Below are 15,442 nucleotides of genomic sequence, written 5' to 3' on the forward strand. Positions count from 1 at the left end.
CCCGCTACGACAAACTCGCACTCACCTACCGCGGCGGAGCCGTTCTCCGGGCAATCAGCATCTGGCTGACATCTTTAGGAGACACGCCCTAGGCCTTCTTCCCCGGCAGGGCGAGCTTGAAGACCTTCGCCCAGGAGGATCCCACCTGCTTCAGCAGCGGCCCGGTGGTGTACGGAAGGCCGTAGCGCCGGCAGATTTCCTGCACCTTCGGGGCCACTTCCCCGTACCGGTTGGACGGCAGGTCCGGGAACAGGTGGTGTTCGATCTGGTGGGACAGGTTCCCTGTCATGATGTGCATGAGCTTCGAGCCGGAGATGTTGGCAGAGCCGATCATCTGCCGGACGTACCAGTCGCCGCGGGTCTCGCCCTCGACCATTTCCTCCGTGAAGGTGTCGGTCCCCTCGGGGAAGTGGCCGCAGAAGATGACGGCGTGGGCCCATACGTTGCGCACGGCGTTGGCGGTGAGCGTGCCGAGGAGGGCCTGTTTGCCCGAGCCGGTCAGCATGGCCACGGCCGGTGTGGCAGCGTAGTCCTTGGTGAACTGCTTGAGGGCTTTGACGCCGAGCGCCTTGAGGTCCCGGACCATGGCCTCCTTGCTCTTTTTGCCCTCCTTGTATTCGACCAGCTCCAGGTCGTAGACCGCGATGCCCCACTCGAAAATCGGGGCCAGGATGGCGTTGTACAGCGGATTGCCCAGCGCACGGGGGGTCCAGGGCTGGTCCTCGTCCATGCGAAGCAGGTTGTATCCGACGTCGTTGTCCTTCCCCACCACGTTGGTCCAGCGGTGGTGGAGGTCGTTGTGGGTGTGCTGCCAGGAGCGTGCCGGGGTCACAAAGTCCCATTCCCACGTGGTGGAGTGGATGTCCGGATCGCGCATCCAGTCCCACTGGCCGTGGAGGATGTTGTGGCCGATCTCCATGTTTTCCAGGATCTTGGCGAGGCTGAGCAGGCTGGTTCCCAGGACCCAGAACTTCTTGTCACGGCTGTTGAGCAGGGCCGCCCGGCCGCCGATCTCCAGCCCGCGCTGGATCTTGATCATCCGGCGGATGTAGGCGGCGTCGGAGGCTCCCCGCTTGGCGAGGACCTCGTCCCGGATGGCGTCGAGTTCGCGACCGAGCTCTGCCACCTGCTCGTCGGACAGGTGCGCCGCGGCTGGCGGCCGTACCGCCGGCCGGCCGGAGGCGGCCAGGGCCCCCGGGCGTGGTTTCGTGGCCGGCCGTTCGGTGGTTGCTGTGCTCGCGGCTGTGCGATCGGATATTGCAGTCATGCTGGTGTTTCTCCTCAGATGTCGAGGTTAACGGGCCCGGCGGCTGCCGAAACGCACGTCTGGATTAGTTGGCCCGGTTCACCGTGGACTTCACCGGTTCGCAGGTCCCGGACCTGCCCTGCACGCAGGGGCAGCAGGCAGCTGTGGCAGATGCCCATGCGGCAGCCGCTGGGCATGAGGACGCCGGCGTCTTCGCCGACGTCGAGAAGGGGGGTATCGCCGTCGGCCTCCACTTCGCGGTCGGAGGCCTCAAAGGTGACCAGTCCGCCGTCGTGCCCCTCACCGCCCAGCAGGCTGGTGTTGAAGCGCTCGATGATGAGGTTGACGGGGTCCGCCGCGAAGGGGCCCGTGGCCCCGTCCTTGCGGGAGGAGCCGGCGGCCTTGGGGTGGGCGGCCGCTTCGGCGGCCCACAGGGCTTCGGCGTCGTCGAGGAACGCTTCCGGGCCGCAGGCGTAGGCGGCGCGGCGGCGCCAGTCGGGGCACAGGGCATCGAGCCCGGCGGCGGAGCCGAAGTCCACCCGGCCGAGGTCGCCCGTGTACCAGTGCGTGACGCGGAAGTTGGGGAACTGGTCCGCGAGCTCGGAGAGTTCCTCGCGGAAAATGCTGTCCTCCGGCCGGCGGGCCGAATGGATGAGCACCACGTCGGCGTCCGGCCTGTGCGGCACGAGCGTTCGGACCATGGACATCACCGGCGAGATGCCGCTGCCGGCGGTGAGCATCAGGAGCGGCCGCGGGTGTTCGGGGAGGACGAAGTCGCCCTGCGGCGGGGCCAGGAACAGGACGTCGCCGGGCCGGGTGTCACGGACCAGGACGCCGGACACGGCACCCATGTCGCTCACGGTGATGGCGGGGTCCTCGCCCGCCGGGGCGCTGAGCGAATAGGAGCGCCAGTGCCGGACGCCGTCGAGTTCCACGCCGATCCGGGCCCACTGGCCCGCCTTATGGGCTTTCCAGCCGCGGCCCGGGCGGAAATGAATGGTGGCCGAATCAGCTGTTTCGGGGACAACCTTGGTGACCACGCCGCGCAGCTGCCGCGCAGAGAAGACGGGGTCAAAGAGCGCGAGGATGTCCTCCGGCGCGAGGGGAGTGGTCAGGACGGACGCGGCGCGCGCCAGCTTTCGAAGCCGGATCAAACTGTCCCCCGCATAATGGGTTCACCCATGTGTATCTCCTAGTGAAACCCTGGATCGTAACAAGCAAAAGTACCTTAGCCCCCACCTACAAGCGTCCTCCATGCCGGCGCCGGGAGCAACCGGAGTCCATATCGGCGCGGTCCAACTCATGGGCGGGGTCCTACTCATCAGCGGGGTACGGGGCGGCGCGCAGCTGGCGGGACAGGTGCGCTGCGTTGCGGGCCATGCTGGTGATCGAGTGGGCGACGTTCTTGGGAACCTCCGTAAGGTCCTTGAAGTCCACCGTCTGCATCGCCTCGCCCACCCAATAGGTGGAACCCTGCGCGGGAAGCGAGAACCCGACGTCGTTCAGCGCCTGCTGCATGTCCGCCACCACCTTGTGGGCGCCGTCCTCGTTGCCCACCACCGCCACGAGCCCCACCCTGCCGTACATGATTGGGCGGCCCTGGTCATCCGTTTCCTGCAGGTCCGCATCCAGCCGTTCCACCACCCGCTGGGCAATGCTGCAGGGGTGGCCCATCCAAATGGGCGTCGCCAGGAGCAGGATGTCCGCGGCCAGGATCCTGTCCCGCAGGGCCGGCCATTCGTCACCGCCGCCCATGTCCACCTCCACACCCGGCTTGATATCCAGGTCCACCACCCGGGCGGATGAGGTCTGGACGCCGTTCTTGGCGAGCTCGTCCAGCACGTGCCTGGCCATGAGTTCGCTGCTGGAGGGATCCGGGGACGGCGTAAGGGTGCAGATCAGGGCGATGGCAGTGAGATCAGACAAGGCAGGGTCCCTCCGTTGTGGCGTCTGCGGCATTGGCGGTTGATGATAAGCATACTTACCGCCGGAGTGCATGCACATGTTGACGGGAACGGGTGCGCCGCCGCGGGCAACTGCTTGCGGCGCCTTTACTATCTACCCCATGACATTGCAACGAACGGAAACCGGTGGAGTTCCCGTGTTCTGGGTGGAGAGCACCCAACCCCTCACCGCGCAGCTGGTTTTCCGCGCCGGAGTCCAGGACGAATCGTTCATGACCGCCGGGCTGACGCATCTGGTGGAGCACCTGGCGATGTCCGGTGTTCCCGATCTGCGGCGCCAGAGCCACAACGCCACGGTCGGGCTGACCTTCACCTCGTTCACCTGCAGCGGCAAGGCTGAGGCTCTGACCTCGTTCCTCGCCGCTGTGTGTTCCTTCCTGTCAGCACCCGACCTCAGCCGGCTGGAGATCGAGAAGAAAATTCTGGCGGCAGAGGCTTCCAGCACCCTTCCGCCAGCCACCGGCGAACACCTGCGGCAGCGATTCGGCCTGACATCCCTGGGGCTGGCAGATGTGTCGCCGCCATCGCTCGAAGGGCTCGAGCCCGTCGACGTCCTGCAGTTGCTGCAAAGCCACTTCACGGCGGGCAATGCGGCGCTTGCACTTAGCGGGCCGCCGCCTGAAGGACTCCGCCTCGACCTCCCCTCTGGGCCTCCGCGGCGGCCGGACACCGCCAACGCTTTGGATATCCCGTTGCCCGTGTGGTTTGAGCAGGGCTGGCCGCGACTGGGCCTCTCCTTCGAAGTCCCCGCCGGGACGGAAGCCATGCGCGAGGCCGTGCGGGCCGTGTCCCGCATCGCCTGCCGCCGCGCCCATGCCACCTTGCGGCAGGAGCGGGGATGGATCTACGACATCGACGTCATGCACTTCCTTGACAACGGAGACCGCGGAATCCTCTGCTTCGAATCGGATCCGACGGCCCGGCACGCGGACGATGCCCGCCTCGGCCTCATGGCGATCCTGCAGGATCTTCAGTTCAATGGCCCTACCGCGGATGAACTGCACACAGAGGTTGAGGAGTTGCAGGAGTACCTTGACGACTCGGCTTCGGGCATCGAAATGGCAATCGCCGCCGCAGAGTCGCATCTGCTGGGACGGGCTCCGGTGTCACTCGAGGACAAGTTGGCCCTGGCGCGCGGCGTCACAGCTGAGGACTGCCGGGCGGCTCTGGCCAGCCTGGACGCCACGGCCATCTTTGGAATGCCTGAGGGAACCCAACCAAAGGACGATTCCATCCGCTCCGATTCCGAGCGCCCCGTGGAGTGGCTGGGCGGCAGGGAGTTCCGGCGCAGCGTACGCGGGGCCTTCCTCGGGGTCCCGGGCGGCAGCAAGCTGTTCGTCGGTGAGAAGGGCGTGACGCTCTCATCGGACTACACCGCCAGCATCACTTGGGACGACTTGGTGGGCGTGGCTGTGGCGCCCGACGGCCTCGTCAGCCTGATCGGCATGGATTCACAGCAGATCCACCTCCGGGACACGTGGTTCGGCAAGGGGCAGCAGGCCATTGAGACCATCCTCCACCGGGCCGGCGAGGAGCGGTGCTTCACCCCGGCTGACGCCTGAGCCCGCAGGGTCGGAGGAGTTCCCGCGTTACAGTCCTGCCTAAAGCTGCAGCAGCTCCTGCACCAGCTCGCGGCACTTCCGGTACGACGGCGCCTTCGGGTCGATCAGCGCGAAGTGGTCGCCGGGGACCTTGACCACCTGGACCGGGGCGCCGGCTGCCCGGGCGGCGGTGGCGTAGGCCTCGGACTGGCTCACCGGCACGGTGTCGTCGTCGAGCCCGTGGACTGCGTAGACCGGGATGGCGAGCGGCACGGCGCTCATCGGGTCGGCGTACTTGTGGCGCTTGGGGTACCTCTCGGCTGAGCCGCCCAGGAAGTTGCTGACTGCACCGTTGCTGAGGTCCAGCCATTCCGCCTGCGCAAGGTTGAGCAGTCCCGACTGGCTGACCACGCCCGTCAGGTGGACGGCCTCGCCGTTGAGGTTCCTGGCAACCTGCCGGTCGGCGTCGGCCGCCCCGAGTCCCGCAAGCCGATCGCGCCCGGCCGCCCAGACGGCCAGGTGGCCGCCTGCCGAGTGCCCCAGCGCCACCACACGGTCCAGGTCGAGGTCATGTTCGCCGGCCAGCTCGCGGAGCTTGTCGATCCCGGCGAGGATGTCCTCAAACGTCCGCGGCCAGCCGCCCCCGTTGCCCGCCCGCCGGTACTCCAGGTTCCAGGCCACAATGCCGTGCGCCGCGAGGTCCTTCGCCAGCGGCTCACCCAGCTCGGCGCCGTACTGCGAGCGCCAGTAGCCGCCGTGGATCACCACAACTACGCCGTGCGGGGAAGGCGTTTTGCCGTTGCGTGCTGCAGGTGTTTCCGGCAGGAAGAGTTCGCCCCACTGGCTGGGGTGGTCACCGTAGTGGTACTTCTGCCGCTTCACTGCATCCTCCTAGGATCCTTCGAACGGGGCGCCGGGCCCCTCTTTGCCGCCGGCCGCGCACCCGGAATCCGGGGTTGCAGGGCACGACGGCGCACAACAGCCATGTGCCGAGCCTACCGTGAGGTAGCTCCCGTGGGGCAGAAGGGACGGCAGTGGCAGGGGTGTCACCGGCGCCACTGTCACACCGCCTTGGTAGTTTGGAACCATGGCAAGCAACTGGGATCGCCTGGACGTCACTCAGCGCGACTCCGTGCAGGCAAACGTGGAACTCTATGAGCACGTCCGGCCTGCCCTGAAGCTTGTCACCCGGGAGGTCCTGCAGATACTGCGGACCATGCTCAAGGACACCGAGGTCACCCCCCTTTTCGTCACCGGCCGGACCAAGTCGGTGGACTCCTTCCGGGAGAAGATAGCCCGGACCGAGGAACCGCTGGAACCCGGCGGCCCGCGGCTCCTGAAATTCCCGGACCCGTTCCGGACGCTCAACGACATGGTGGGCGTGCGGGTCATCACCAAGCTGCCGGCGGAGAACGCGCTGGTGGCCAACCTGATCAAACGCCAGCGGCACCTTTTCGACTGCCGCGGGGACCGCGAAAAGGACATCGGCTCCATCGAGTCCGGAACGTACGGCTACTCCAGCCGGCACCTGATCCTGCGCACCATCCAGAACGACGTCGTCAAGAACTACCAGCAGGTCTTCAACTCGGAAGTCCAGCCCAACGGCAGCTACTTCTTTGAATGCCAGATCCGCACCGTCTTCGCGCACGCGTGGAGTGAGATCGAGCACGACATCCGGTTCAAGGCCGAGGACCCGAGGGCCTGGACGCCGCACTTCGACCGCCAGTTCACCGCCACCGCCGCCATGCTGGAAACCGTGGAGAGTGCGTTCGCTGACCTGCATGAACGCTACGAGGAGGTCCGCAGCTACTGGGATGTGGACGGCGAGGGCGCGGCACAGCTCACCCCCAACCGCATCCGCGACGTCTGGCGCACCCTGCTCCCCCACGTAGACCGTAAAGTGGATGATGACTGGGGATGGGCGGCCGAACTCCTGGCGGCCCATGGACTCAAGCAGACCGTGCAGCTCGCGGGCCTGCTCAGCGCCAACCGGATCACCGAGGTCCGCAGGGCCCTGGACCACCGCTACTCCCCCGGCCCGGACCGCCTCCTGGATGACCTCCTGCTGTGGCAGTACGGCACCAAACACATCGACCTCACCGCCGAGGCGCCCGACGCCGTCCCCCACCCGCGGCGCGACAGCCTCCAGCGGCGGCTGAAGCAGATCGAGCGCTACCGCCAGACCAAGAAATAGAGTTACATGTTGCCCGAACAGCTCCAGTCCGTCCGGGCCACGCTCCGTTCCCCGCGGCGCCTTAAGACCGAGGCCCTCGCCGGACTGGTGGTGGCCCTCGCCCTCATTCCGGAAGCCATCGCGTTCTCCGTGATCGCCGGGGTGGACCCCCGGATCGGGCTGTTCGCATCCTTCACCATGGCGGTCACCATCTCGTTCGTGGGCGGCCGGACCGCCATGATCTCGGCCGCAACAGGCGCCGTCGCCCTGGTGATCGCGCCGCTGATGCGCAGCCACGGGCTGGACCACCTGATCGCCGCGGTGATCCTCGCGGGAGTGTTCCAGATCCTGCTGGCCGTCCTGGGTGTCACCCGGCTCATGCGCTTCATCCCGCGCTCGGTGATGGTGGGCTTCGTGAACGCACTGGCCATCCTCGTTTTCATGGCCCAACTGCCGGAGCTGATCGGCGTTCCCTGGCCCGTGTATCCACTGGTCGCCGCCGGCCTGCTGATCGTCGTCGGCTTCCGCAGGATTACGACGGCGGTGCCGTCACCTTTGGTGGCCATCGTCCTCCTTACGGTCCTCGCCGTGGTAGCCGGGATCGATGTGCCCGCCGTCCAGGACAAGGGCCAGCTGCCGGAAAGCCTGCCCACGCTGTTCGTCCCGAATGTGCCGCTCACGTGGGAAACCTTCCAGACCATCGCCCCGTTCTCGCTGTCCATGGCGCTCGTGGGGCTGCTGGAATCACTCATGACGTCCAAACTCGTGGACGACATCACCGACACCCGCTCCAACAAGACCCGCGAATCCTGGGGCCAGGGCGTGGCCAACATCGTCACCGGGTTCCTGGGCGGCATGGGCGGCTGCGCCGTGATCGGGCAGACGATGATCAACGTCAAGGGCTCCGGCGCCCGCAGCAGGGTGTCCACGTTCCTCGCGGGCGTCTTCCTGCTGGTGCTGGTGGTGACCCTTGGCGACATCGTGGGACTCATCCCCATGGCGGCGCTGGTGGCCGTGATGATCTTCGTCTCGGCCATCACCTTCGACTGGCACTCGGTTGCACCCGCAACGCTAAAGCGGCTGCCCAAGTCCGAGACCGCCGTCATGCTCATCACGGTGGGCACTGTGGTGGTCACGCACAACCTGGCGATCGGCGTCGGCGTCGGTGTGCTGGCGGCGATGGCGATGTTCGCCCGCCGGGTGGCCCATTTCGCCACCGTGGAGCGGACGGAAGTGGAGCTCAACGGCCGGACGGTGGCCACCTACACCGTGGACGGCGAACTGTTCTTTGCCTCCTCCAACGACCTCTACACGCAGTTCGACTACGCCCGCGACGCCGACCCGCACGTCCATAGCGTGGTGATCGACCTGCACGCCTCACACCTGTGGGACGCCTCCACCGTCGCCGTCCTGGATGCGGTCACGGAGAAATACCGCAGGAACGGCCGCGAGGTGGAACTGGTCGGCCTCAACTCGGCCAGCATCCAGATGCGGGAACGGCTGGCCGGCAAACTCAACGCCGAGTGAGCTTCATCACGCTATTTTGGACGCGCCCCTTTATCTGACGCGGGCCAACAAAGAATGAACAACACGCCCCCGTTACCTTAATGTGACATTAGGGAAAGCCTCCCGTACGGTGGAAAACGTGCCTTTTTCACCGAGGGGCACTCCCGCGCTGATTGCCTAACTCTGCCGCAGCCCGAGGAACCAACCGAACACCCATGTCAGGCAGAGACGGGGAAACCACTTTTCGGCCCGCTTGAAGCGGGCCTTGGGGTGAAGCCGCGCAGTTCCTGACCACGCTCAGGACCGCGGCCGGGTGCCTCCCACCCGAATCCGACAGCTCACCTCGCAGGCATCGGGAGAGGCTTCTTCATGTCGTTCCGCTTTATTTCTGGCCGCCGTGCTGCGGCCATCCTTGCCGCATCCGGACTGGCCTTCACCGGCACCGTCGCGGCCAACGCCGCAAACGTTCCGGCCCAGCCGGCGAAGGCTCCGGTCTCCGCCCCCGAGGCCGCCAGCCAGATCCAGGCTCCCCTGAGCGCTGCCTCCAGCATCAAAATCGAGTTTGACCGCACCGCGGTCAAGTCGGCCCCGGCTCCCGTGGCAGCGCCCGCCGTCGAAAAGCCCGCAGCCGCGAAGCCCGCGGCGAAGAGGGCGGTAACGCCTGTCGTTGCCGCCGCACCCAAGGCCGCACCGGCCGCTGCCGCGCCGAAGATCACCGTCAAGGCCGCCGCTCCGGCGCCGAAGGCACCCGTCAAGGCAGCGGCAGGCGTCAACGCCGCCATGCTGGCCTCCGCCTACGCCCAGATCGGCATCACGCAGGACTGCACCGCCATGGTTGAGAAGGCCCTCGGCGCGGCCGGCATCCACGTGGGCGACCTCGCCCCGATGCAGTTCCTGAACTACGGCAAGGTGGTCTCCACCCCGCAGCCCGGCGACATGGTGGTCCAGTCCGGCCACGTGGCCATCTACGCTGGCGCCGGCAAGGTCGTCAGCGGCGGCATGAACGGCATCAACGCCACCATGGCCCACCCGCTGTCCTGGCTCACGGCCACGGGTCCCGTCACGTTCGTGCGCGCGGCCTAGCGGAGGCCTCGCGGAGGTAAAGAAAACCGCCGTGTTCCGCTGCCTTGGGGGCGGCGGAACACGGCTACCCCCAAGGTGCTCCCACCTTTCCATAGGGATGGCGGGACACACTGGCCATGCCTGATGAAAGACCGCAGTCTCCGGCTGCGAGCCAGGATCGCCGGGTCCGGATTGTCCCCCATGCATTCCGGATCCGGCGCCTGCCTGCCTGCCTGCAGCGGAGGGCAGCAACCAGCCTCAGCCCCGGACGGTGCGGTTCCGCCCCTGGGACTTGGCTTCGTAAAGGGCAACGTCCGCGGCCGCAATCACCTCATCGAGGTCAGCGGTTTCCGCGTTGTAGATGGAAATGCCGTAGCTGACGGTCGGCATCCTCAGCAGCTCCGGGATGTGCTGCCCCGCCATCCGCCTGCTGATTTCACCCGCGATAATTTCCGCGCTCTTGGGCCCCGCCCCGGGAAGCAGGAGGATGAACTCCTCGCCGCCGTAGCGCCCGGCAAGGTCCGTAGACCGGACCGAAGCGCTGCACGCTTCGGCAAAGGCCTGCAGTGCAAGGTCGCCCGCCGCGTGGCCAAAGGTGTCATTGACCGCCTTGAAATGGTCGAGGTCAGCAAGGATCAGCGAGCCCCCGCCATTGGCGGCCTTGCTGCGCTCCAGCTCTTCGGCCGCGGCCTCCAGGAACGCCCCCCGGTTAAGGAGGCCCGTCAGCCCGTCCTGTGTGGCGACGGTCCGCAGCGCCCGCGTCTGCTGCTCGGTGCTCAGACCCGCCATGCTGAAGGAAACCACCACCAGCAGCACCATGGTGACCATGGTGGTCACCGCGGACCCGAAGAACGTGACAAAGACGGCGCCATCCTGCCCGTTGATAAGGAAAACAATCAGCCGGCAGAAATAGAAGGCCGCCACGCCGCCCGCGGCGATGGCCATGGGGATCCTGACCCGCGAATAGCCGGGCTCCAGCCGCCACAGTTCATGCGAGGCCAGACCGATGAGCACAGCCATGGACCCCAGGAACACCTCTCCCCCGGCCCAGGCGTTGGAGCCGGGGTTGTCGACGGCGGCAGCCACGCCGGCCAGGACCGGCAGTGCCACGGACAGCCAGGGGCTGGGCTTAAGGGGCCGGAGGGAGCGCGCGCCGGCCCAGACGCAGGCTGCACCGGAGATCAACAGGACGTTGCCCAGTGGGTTCGCCCAGACCTGCTGCGGCGTGCCGTTCATCAGGAAGGCCGCCGCGCCGAGGAGAAACAGGAGCAGGGCCGCGCACCACCAGGCGCTGTAGGGTGAGCGCGTACTGCGGTAGGTGGAAAAGTAGAAGAGCACAGCCAGAATGAGGGCCATCGCGGCGAAAGCGATCCGAAGCGTCACCGTGTCCAGGATCATTCGGCCCCCTTGAATCCCGATCCAATGCACTCCAGTATCGCACCCGCGGGGTGGGCTTCGCAGTGCTGCCGGCTATTTTTGGACGCGAAACAATTTGTCTGACATCAGTCACGAATTGGGGCGGCGGAGGCCCGCAGTGCCAGCATTATTGAATGCTTGAGGCAACAAAAGAACCCGCCCCCACTACTCCGGCCACGGATGCCACGGCGGCCGTCGCCGCAACCCTGAACCCGGCCCTCGCCGCAGAGGCCAGGATTGCGCGCGTCGCGGTGACCGTCTTCCCCCTCCTGGTGCTGGCTGCCGGAGTGGCCGGGTTCCTGATTCCCGGCGCCTTCAAACCCCTCGGCCCGACGGTCCCCTACCTGCTGGGAATCATCATGTTCTGCATGGGCCTGACGCTGACGCCGCCGGACTTCGCGGCCGTTGCCCGCAGGCCGTGGGCCGTGGTGCTCGGCATCGTCGCCCACTACGTGATCATGCCCGGAGCCGGCTGGGTAATCGCCACACTCCTGCATCTGGAACCTGCACTCGCCGTGGGCCTCATCCTCGTGGGCTGTGCACCCTCCGGCACCGCCTCCAACGTGATGGCGTTCCTGGCCAAGGGCGATGTTGCCCTTTCCGTGGCCGTCGCCAGCGTATCCACCCTGATCGCCCCGGTGGTTACCCCGGTCCTGGTGCTGTTCCTCGCCGGGTCCTTCCTGACCATCGACGCCGGCGGCATGGTGCTGGACATCGTCAAGACCGTTTTGCTCCCGGTGATCGCAGGCCTGCTGGCCCGCCTGTTCCTCAAGAAGCTCGTGGCCAAGGCACTGCCGGCGCTCCCCTGGGCGTCCGCCGTCGTTATTTCCCTCATCGTGGCGGTGGTGGTGGCGGGAAGCGCCGGCAAGATCCTGGCCGCCGGCGGCATCGTGTTCCTTGCCGTGGTGCTGCACAACGGCTTCGGCCTGGGGCTCGGCTACCTGGCCGGCAAGCTGGGCCGCCTGGATGCCAAGGCGCGCAGGGCACTCGCGTTCGAGGTGGGCATGCAGAACTCCGGCCTCGCGGCAACGCTGGCCACCGCGCACTTCACGCCGCTGGCGGCCCTGCCGTCCGCCGTGTTCTCCCTCTGGCACAACATTTCAGGTGCCATCGTTGCTGCCTGGCTGGCCCGGAAGCCCCTGCCGGAGCGGCAGGAGGCCTAGACTCCAGCGGGCACGGCGGCCTTAGCCGCAACCGCCGGCCCGGCGGGGACTGCCTGCGTGAATGTGTTCGCGGGCCGCGGCAGTCCGTAGTGCTCACGCAGCGTGCGCCCCGTGTACTGCCGGCGGAAGAGCCCGCGGGACCGCAGGATCGGAATGACGTGGTCCACGAAGGCGTCCAGCCCCGAGGGCAGCACAGGCGGCATGATGTTGAAGCCGTCGGCCGCGCCTTTTTCAAACCACTCCTGGATGGCGTCCGCCACCTGCTCGGGCGTTCCGGAGAAGGTGCGGTGCCCGCGGCCGCCGCCCAGCCTGCCGATGAGCTGCCGGACTGTGAGCCGCTCGCGCCGGGCGAGCTCCACGATCAGTGTGTACCGGCTCTTGGCGCCCTCGATCGCGTCCTCCGAGGGAAGGTCCTCGGGCAGCTGGGCATCGAGCGGGAGGGATTCCGGCGAGACCCGCAGGACGCCGGCCAGCTGCCTGCGCGCATGCTCGGGGTGGATGAGCTCATCCAGCTGCTTTTCAAGCTGCCGCGCTTCACGCTCGGTGGAGCCGATGACCGGGACGATGCCGGGAAGGATCTTGATGTGTTCCGGGTTCCGGCCCGCGGCGGCCGTCTTCCGCTTGAGGTCGGCGTAGAAACGCTGGGCCTCCGCCAGGGTCTGCTGCGCCGTGAACACCGCCTCGGCGTAGCGGGCGGCGAAGTCCTTGCCGTCCTCGGAGGAGCCTGCCTGCACGATGACGGGATGGCCCTGCGGCGAACGCGGCACGTCCAGGGGACCCTGGATGCGGAAGTAACGCCCGGTGTGGCCGACGGTGTGGACGCGGGAGCTGTCCGCCCAGATTCCGGCCGCCTTGTCACCCACCGCGGCGTCGTCCTCCCAGCTGTCCCAAAGCTTCCGGGCGGCATCGAGGAACTCGGCGGCGCGCTCATAGCGGCGCCAATGCGCGGGCTGGTCCTCCAGCGAGAAGTTCCGCGCGGCGGCCTCTCCTGCTGTGGTCACTACGTTCCAGCCCGCCCGGCCGCCGCTGATGTGGTCCAGGGAGGCGAACCGGCGAGCCAGGTTGTAGGGGTCGTTGTAGGTAGTGGAGGCGGTGCCGATCAGCCCGATCCGCTTGGTCACGGCGGCGATGGCGCTGAGCAGGACCGTTGGCTCGAGCGTCCCGTAGGGACGCTGGCGCACGTCGCCGTGCAGGACCGGCGAGTCGGCGAAGAAGATCGAGTCGAACGTGCCGCGTTCGGCGGTGCGGGCGAGCTGCTGGAAATGCGCCACCTGGGTGCCGGCGAAGCTGTCAGTCTCGGGCAGCCGCCAGGACGCCTCATGGTGTCCGGTGCTCATCAGGAAGGCATTCAGGTGGAGTTGGCGTTCATGCATGGTCAGGTTCCTTGGTGTGGGAGGGCGGTCAGGAGGTCCGGGAGCCGATGGCGGTCCGCCAGCGGGAGAAGTGGCGTTCGACGGCGACCAGCAGGTAGTTGACCAGCAGGCCGAGCAGGGACACGGTCAGGATGCCCGCGTACATGTCCGGAATGAGGAAGCTCATCTGGGAATTGACGATCAGGTAACCAAGTCCGGCTTTGGCGCCGACCATCTCGGCGGCGATCAGGACGAGGATGGAGGAGGTGCCGGCCATCCGGATGCCCGTGAAGATGGTGGGTACGGCAGAGGGAAGGATCACCTTCTGGAACAGCTGGAAGTTGGACAGCCCCAGTGAACGGGCGGCCCTGATCAGCAGCGGGTCCACGGTCCGGACGCCCGCGATGGTGTTCAGCAGCACCGGGAAGAACGCTGCGTAGGCAACGATGCTGATCTTGGACGTCTCCCCGATGCCAAGCAGCAGCGTGAACACCGGGAGCAGTGCCAGCGCCGCCGTGTTCCGGAAGACCTCCAGCAGCGGGTTGAGGAAGCGGTCAAGGGCCCCGTACCAGGCCACCAGCAGCCCAAGGGCCACGGCGGAGACGACGGCGATGCCGAAGCCGCTCGCGGAGCGGCTCAGGCTGGCGGCGAGGTGGTTTTGCAGCTGCCCGTTTGCGATAAGCGTGCCCAGTGCCTCGAGCACCGTGTGCAGCGGCGGAAGGAACACCCTCGTCGATGCCGGCGCGAGGTAGGTGGGGCCAAGTTCCCACAGCAGCAGAAACAGGATGATCGCCCCGGCACCCCATACGGCTTTGCCGCCCTGCAGGGCGTACAGGCGCAGCCTGGCTGCGGTGGCTTTGCCGGGTGCGGGACGCAGCGCCGGTGTGGCCGCCGTGCTTTCCCCGCCGGCAGCGGCCGCGGGACCGGTACGGGTTTCCGTTTCCTTGGTCAGTGTTGGCGTGCTCATCAGGCTGCCTTTCCGGTGGTGATGGTCCTGGTTTCATCCGGCGCCGTACCGTCGGGCTGGATCTTTGCGTGCCCGGCCTCCTGGGCGCGGCGTACCTCGTCATGCAGCAGCGACCAGACCTTGTGCCTGTGTTCCACGAAGGCGGGGTTGGACCGGACGTCCTCGTCGCCGGAGCGGTCCCCGAGATCGATGTCCACGATTTCCTTCAGCCGGCCCGGCCGGGAGCTGAGCACCGCCACGCGCTGGCCGAGGTACACGGCCTCGTCGATGCCGTGGGTGATGAAGATGATGGTCTTGCCGGTGGTCGCCCAGATGCGGAGCAGTTCGGTCTGGAGCTGCTCGCGCGTCTGCGCATCCAGCGCGGCGAACGGCTCGTCCATCAGCAGGATGTCCGGCTCATAGGCGAGGCTGCGGGCAATGGCCACGCGCTGCTTCATGCCGCCGGACAGCTCATGTGGGTACCGGTCTTCAAAGCCGCCGAGGCCCACAAGCTCGAGGTATTCGCGCGCCTTCGCTGCCCGCTCCTTGCGGGTGTAGCGCTTCCCGTCGCTGCCCGCGCCTTCCAGGCCGAAGGACACGTTGGCCGCGGCCGTCCGCCAGGGAAACAGCGCGTACTGCTGGAAAACGACGGCGCGGTCCCGGCCCGGACCCGCGACTTCCCGCCCGTCCACCAGCACCTGGCCGGTGTCCGGCCTGGTCAGTCCTGCCAGGAGGTCCAGGAGGGTGGTCTTGCCGGAGCCGCTGGGGCCCACCAGGGTGATGAACTCACCGGCCGAGACGTCGAGCGAGATGCCGTCCAAGGCGGTCAGCACTGACCCTTCCGGGTTGTCCTTGCTGGGCCGCACCGTGAACTTCTTGGTGATGTTTTGAAGGCTGATTTTCGGTATCGGCCCGGTTCCGGAGGTCATGGTGTGCTTCCCTTCAGCAGGTCGTTCGAGGCGTTTGGTGTCCACCATGAGAGCAGAGATAGACCACCGCCTGAAGGGCACGGTCATGAGGGGAAACGGGGCGTAACCTGCCGGCCGGTGCCGCGGATGGCGGCGCCGGGACGC

13 protein-coding genes and 1 riboswitch are annotated in these 15,442 nt (G+C 67.2%); of the genes, 5 read left to right on the plus strand and 8 right to left on the minus strand.

The features are described 5' to 3' along the window. Nucleotides 1–88 precede the first annotated feature (88 nt). The 3 genes from ACFRAH_RS20560 to ACFRAH_RS20570 all read right to left on the minus strand — a co-directional run bounded on the left by ACFRAH_RS20560 (nucleotide 89) and on the right by ACFRAH_RS20570 (nucleotide 3,172). Nucleotides 89–1,267, minus strand: coding sequence for a fatty acid desaturase family protein (locus ACFRAH_RS20560; RefSeq protein ID WP_377992763.1), 1,179 nt, complete (start codon nucleotides 1,265–1,267; stop codon nucleotides 89–91). A 14-nt stretch (nucleotides 1,268–1,281) separates the two neighbouring features. Beyond that, nucleotides 1,282–2,400: a ferredoxin reductase gene (locus ACFRAH_RS20565; RefSeq protein WP_377992764.1), complete on the minus strand. Its 1,119-nt coding sequence runs from the start codon at nucleotides 2,398–2,400 to the stop codon at nucleotides 1,282–1,284. A gap of 160 nt (nucleotides 2,401–2,560) precedes the next feature. Next, complete coding sequence (locus ACFRAH_RS20570; RefSeq protein WP_377992765.1) at nucleotides 2,561–3,172, minus strand: flavodoxin family protein; 612 nt, start codon at nucleotides 3,170–3,172, stop codon at nucleotides 2,561–2,563. A 139-nt stretch (nucleotides 3,173–3,311) separates the two neighbouring features. On the opposite strand from ACFRAH_RS20570, the gene ACFRAH_RS20575 reads away from it, so the two are divergent. Then, a complete protein-coding gene (locus ACFRAH_RS20575; protein ID WP_377992766.1) occupies nucleotides 3,312–4,772 on the plus strand; it encodes a hypothetical protein in 1,461 nt (486 codons plus the stop codon). Nucleotides 4,773–4,811: 39 nt separating this feature from the next. On the opposite strand, the gene ACFRAH_RS20580 is transcribed toward ACFRAH_RS20575, so the two are convergent. Further along, the gene (locus tag ACFRAH_RS20580; protein ID WP_377992767.1) at nucleotides 4,812–5,633 is read right to left on the minus strand and encodes an alpha/beta hydrolase; all 822 of its coding nucleotides are present in this window, start codon (nucleotides 5,631–5,633) and stop codon (nucleotides 4,812–4,814) included. Between the two features lie 205 nt (nucleotides 5,634–5,838). Here ACFRAH_RS20580 and ACFRAH_RS20585 point away from each other — a divergent pair, with 205 nt between their 5' ends. From ACFRAH_RS20585 to ACFRAH_RS20595, 3 genes are all read left to right on the plus strand, one after another. Next, a complete protein-coding gene (locus ACFRAH_RS20585) occupies nucleotides 5,839–6,945 on the plus strand; it encodes a GTP pyrophosphokinase family protein (RefSeq protein ID WP_377992768.1) in 1,107 nt (368 codons plus the stop codon). A gap of 6 nt (nucleotides 6,946–6,951) precedes the next feature. Further along, nucleotides 6,952–8,451, plus strand: coding sequence for a SulP family inorganic anion transporter (locus tag ACFRAH_RS20590; RefSeq protein WP_377992769.1), 1,500 nt, complete (start codon nucleotides 6,952–6,954; stop codon nucleotides 8,449–8,451). A gap of 143 nt (nucleotides 8,452–8,594) precedes the next feature. Next, a riboswitch (cyclic di-AMP (ydaO/yuaA leader) is annotated at nucleotides 8,595–8,796 on the plus strand. Nucleotides 8,797–8,799: 3 nt separating this feature from the next. Continuing rightward, entirely contained in the window at nucleotides 8,800–9,513 is a 714-nt protein-coding gene (locus ACFRAH_RS20595; RefSeq protein ID WP_377992770.1) for a hypothetical protein, read from the plus strand. A gap of 237 nt (nucleotides 9,514–9,750) precedes the next feature. Here the strand turns inward: ACFRAH_RS20595 and ACFRAH_RS20600 are convergent, their stop codons facing one another. After that, nucleotides 9,751–10,890 (minus strand): GGDEF domain-containing protein, encoded by a 1,140-nt coding sequence (locus ACFRAH_RS20600; protein WP_377992771.1) that lies wholly within the window; start codon nucleotides 10,888–10,890, stop codon nucleotides 9,751–9,753. 152 nt (nucleotides 10,891–11,042) lie between these two features. On the opposite strand from ACFRAH_RS20600, the gene ACFRAH_RS20605 reads away from it, so the two are divergent. Next, a complete protein-coding gene (locus tag ACFRAH_RS20605) occupies nucleotides 11,043–12,071 on the plus strand; it encodes a bile acid:sodium symporter family protein (protein ID WP_377992772.1) in 1,029 nt (342 codons plus the stop codon). Here ACFRAH_RS20605 and ACFRAH_RS20610 read toward each other — a convergent pair. Genes ACFRAH_RS20610 through ACFRAH_RS20620 form a run of 3 tightly spaced genes read right to left on the minus strand, consistent with a single transcriptional unit; the run spans nucleotide 12,068 to nucleotide 15,298 of the window. Next, a complete protein-coding gene (locus ACFRAH_RS20610; protein ID WP_377992773.1) occupies nucleotides 12,068–13,444 on the minus strand; it encodes an LLM class flavin-dependent oxidoreductase in 1,377 nt (458 codons plus the stop codon). The genes ACFRAH_RS20605 and ACFRAH_RS20610 overlap by 4 nt on opposite strands. A gap of 28 nt (nucleotides 13,445–13,472) precedes the next feature. Then, a complete protein-coding gene (locus tag ACFRAH_RS20615; RefSeq protein ID WP_377992774.1) occupies nucleotides 13,473–14,390 on the minus strand; it encodes an ABC transporter permease in 918 nt (305 codons plus the stop codon). After that, a complete protein-coding gene (locus ACFRAH_RS20620; protein ID WP_377992775.1) occupies nucleotides 14,390–15,298 on the minus strand; it encodes an ABC transporter ATP-binding protein in 909 nt (302 codons plus the stop codon). Before ACFRAH_RS20620 ends, ACFRAH_RS20615 begins: the two co-directional genes overlap by 1 nt. Nucleotides 15,299–15,442: the final 144 nt, after the last annotated feature.

Source organism: Arthrobacter sp. NPDC056727, from assembly GCF_042790555.1.
Classification (GTDB): domain Bacteria; phylum Actinomycetota; class Actinomycetes; order Actinomycetales; family Micrococcaceae; genus Arthrobacter.